Source organism: Kitasatospora sp. NPDC093102 (genome assembly GCF_040683915.1).
Taxonomy (GTDB): Bacteria; Actinomycetota; Actinomycetes; order Streptomycetales; family Streptomycetaceae; genus Kitasatospora.
Genome location: NZ_JBFBFA010000114.1, coordinates 1 through 3,898, shown reverse-complemented (window position 1 = coordinate 3,898; position 3,898 = coordinate 1). Strand labels below are relative to the sequence as shown.

Sequence of the window (3,898 nt, the reverse complement as noted above, 5' to 3'; positions counted from 1 at the left end):
ACGAGCTGCCGGCGCAGGTGGTCGGCGAGCGCGGTGGGTGTGGGGTGGTCGAAGATGAGGGTGGCGGGCAGGCGCAGGCCGGTGGCGGAGTTGAGACGGTTGCGGAGCTCGACCGCCATCAGTGAATCGAAGCCCAGCGCCTTGAACGACTGGTTCGCGGCGACGCCGTCGGCCTCGCCGTGGCCGAGCACGGTGGCCACTTGACGGCGTGCGAAGTCGAGCAGCGCGCGGTCGCGCTCCTCCGCGGGGAGGCCGATGAAGCGCTGTGCCCAGGGGCTGTCCCCGGGCTTGTCGTCCATCGCCTGCGCGGCGCGGCGCACGGGAGCCCTGACGAGGCCGCGGAAGACCGGCGGCACTCCGTCCGGGACGGCGCGAGACCGCAGGCCGACGAGGTCCAGCCGGGCCGGGACGAGCGTCGCTTCCTCGCGTGCGAGCGCCGCGTCGAAGAGGGCGAGCCCTTCTTCCGAGGGCAGCGGTGCCACTCCCGCCCGGGCCATGCGCGCGATGTCCGCGCCGCCCAGGTGTCCGGTCATGCCGCTGGCCTCCTCCCACAGGCCCCAGGCCAGGGAGGTGGCGGGCAGCCCGTGGGCGCGGCGGTGGGCGGCGAGGCCGTCGAGGTAGGCGTTGGCGGCGGCGTAGTTGCCCTGCCCCGTGTACCCGATCGTGCCGACGACGGAGGAGAAGAGGACGAACGCGCTCAGGTCGCGGTCCCGCGTCAGCTCGTGGAGGTGCCACGCGGCGTCGGCCTTGGCGCGGAGCACGGTTGCCAGGCGCTCCGGCGTCAGGCTGTCGAAGGTGCCGTCGTCCAGCGCTCCCGCAGCGTGGACGACGGCGGTCAGGGGATGTTCGGCGGGGATGGTGGCGAGCAGCGCGGTCAGGGCGTCGCGGTCGGCGACGTCGCAGGCGGCGATGGTGGTGTCGGCGCCCAGCGCGGTCAGCTCGGCTTCCAGCCCGGTCGCGCCGTCGGCGGCGGGGCCGCGCCTGCTGACGAGCAGGAGGTGGCGTACGCCGTGCTCGGTGACCAGGTGCCGGGCCAGCAGTGAGCCCAGGCTGCCCGTGCCGCCGGTGACGAGGACGGTGCCTTCGGGGCCGAGGCCTCGTCCATCGGCCTCGGCGCTGTCGGCACGCCCCAGGCGCGGTACGCGGAACTCGCCGTTCCGCACGGCGAGCTGAGGCTCACCCGTGGCCAGCGCGGCCCGCAGGAGACCGGCGGCGGGCTCGGCCTCGTCCGTGTCAAGGAGGACGAGGCGTCCGGGCTGCTCGGACTGTGCCGTACGCAGCAGACCCCAGACGGCCGCCGCGGCAAGGTCCGTGACGTCGTCGCCGTCCCGCGTGGCGACCGCGCCGCGCGTGGTGACGATCAGTCGCGCGTCGGCGAAGCGCTCGTCGGCCAGCCACTCCTGGACCGTACGCAGGGCCTCTTCGAGGGTGGAGTGCAGGTCGTCGCCCGCGACGGGGAGCACCGCGTCGGAGCCCGCACCGGCCTCGGCGAGCGCGACCGGCTCCGGGTGGGCGGCGCCGTCCGCCGCCGGAACGACCAGTGGCGTCCAGTTCAGCCGGTACAGCGACCGGCCGGGCCCGGACGTGCGGCTCGCGGCGGCCAGTTGCTCGACGGAGACGGGCCGCAGGGCCAGCAGTCCGGCCTCGGCGGCCGGGGCTCCCGTCGGGTCGTAGGCCATGACGGACATGGCGTCCCGGCCCGTCGGCGTGAACACCACCCGCAGTTCCCGGGCTCCCGTGGCGTGCAGCCGCAGGCCGTCCCAGGCGAAGGGCAGCAGCGGCCCGTCCTCGGCCTGGTCCCGCAGCACGACGGCGTGCAGGGCCGCGTCGAGCAGCGCCGGGTGGAGCCCGAACGCGTCGGCTCCCTCCCGCTGTTCCTCCGCCAGCCGCACTTCGGCGAACACCTCGCCGTCGCGCTGCCACAGGGCGCTCAGCCCCTGGAAGGCGGGGCCGTACTCGTAGCCTCGGGCAGCGAGGAGCTCGTAGCGCGCGGTCAGGTCGACGGGCGTGGCGCCCGCCGGAGGCCAGGAGCCGAGGGCCTCCGTGGCGGCCGGCTCGCCGAGGGCCAGGAAGGCGGTCGCGTGCCGGGTCCACTCCCCGTCGTTCGCGCCGGGGGCGTCGGCCGTGGGACGGGAGTACACGCGCAGCGGGCGCCGGCCCGAGGTGTCCGCCGCTCCCACGGCCATCTGGAGCTGGATCTCGCCGTGTTCGGGGAGGACCAGCGGTGCTTCGAGCGTGAGGTCGTCGACTTGGTCGCACCCCGCCTCGTCCGCCGCACGCAGGGCCAGTTCCACGAACGCGGTGCCAGGCAGGAGCACGGTGCCCGCCACGGCGTGATCGGCCAGCCACGGGTGGGCGCGCACCGACAGCCGGCCGGTGAGCAGCAGCCCGCCGTCGTCGGCGAGGGAGACCAGGGCGCCCAGCAGCGGATGGTCCGCCGTGGCGAGTCCGGCACCCGCCATGTCTCCTGCCGCGGCCGGGGGCTCGATCCAGTACCGGCGGCGCTGGAACGCGTAGGTGGGCAGCTCCACCCGCCGGGCCGGCCCGGCGGTGCCGGGCACCGCGGCCCAGTCCACCTCGTGGCCGCCGACGAACACGGTGGCGAGGGAGGTCAGGAACTCGCGCCAGTCGCCCTTGTCACGGCGGAGCGAGCCGACGACCACGGCGGGGGCGTCCTGCCCGGCCTCCTCCGCAGCCGCTTCGAGGGTTTCCTGCACACCCATGGTCAGCACGGGGTGCGGGCTGCTTTCGATGAACGTCCGGTAGCCGTCGGCCGCCAGGGCCCGGATCGCCTTCTCGAACTGGACGGTGTTGCGGAGATTGCGGTACCAGTAGTCGCCGTCCAGCGCCGTCGTGTCGACGGGCTCGCCGAGGAGTGTCGAGTAGAACGTCACGTCCGACGCGTGCGGCGTCACGTCTGCCAGCGCTTGGAGCACCGCGTCGCGGATCTCTTCCACGTGTGCGGAGTGCGAGGCGTAGTCCACCGCGATCGTCCTGGCCCAGATGCCCTCGTCCCTGCAGGACTGCACGAGCTCCGCGAGCGCGTCGGGATCGCCGGACACCACCGTGACGGACGGTCCGTTGGCCGCCGCGACCGACAGCCGGCCGCCCCAGCGTTCCAGCCGGGCCTCCGTCTCCTGCCGCGACAGCGGTACGGAGCCCATACCGCCCTTGCCCGCGAGCGCGCGGATCGCCAGGCTGCGCAGGGCGACCACCTTCGCCGCGTCGTCCAGCGACAGCGCGCCGGCGACGTACGCGGCGGCGATCTCGCCCTGCGAATGCCCGACGACGGCGGCGGGAGTGACGCCCACGGAGCGCCACACCGCCGCCAGCGACACCATCACGGCGAACAGCGCGGGCTGCACCACGTCCACGCGCTCCAGCCCCGGAGCGCCGGGGGCGCGGCGCAGCACCTCGGTGAGCGACCAGTCCACGTACGGCGACAGGGCGCGCTCGCACGCGGCGATGCTGTCGGCGAACACGACGTGGGAATCCAGCAGTTCCACCGCCATTCCGGCCCACTGCGAGCCCTGGCCGGGGAAGACGAGGACGGCCCTGTCGGCGCCTGCCAGGGCATCCCCGACCACGGCAGCCGGGGTGTCCCCGACTGCCAGCCCGTCCAGACCGGCGAGGAGGCTCCCGTGGTCCTCGCCAAGGACCACGGCACGGTGGTCGAGGAGCGCGCGGCCGGTGGCGAGGGCGTGGGCGACGTCGGCGGGGCGGGGGAGGGGAGCCGCGGCAAGGTGCTCGCGCAGGCGCTCCGCCTGGGCGCGGAGTGCTGCCTCGCTGCGCGCGGAGAGCACCCAGGGGACGACGCCTGCGGGGGTCGGTTCCTCGTCGGTCTGCTCGGTGTCGTCCGCGTGGTTTTCCGGTTGTTCGAGGATGAGGTGGGCGTTGG

At 74.9% G+C, this 3,898-nt stretch carries 1 protein-coding gene; it reads right to left on the bottom strand.

What is annotated here, in order from left to right; translation table 11 throughout:
* Positions 1-3,898, bottom strand: a 3,898-nt coding sequence (locus AB0O11_RS39100; protein WP_363397333.1) for a type I polyketide synthase, incomplete at both ends; no start/stop codon positions are given.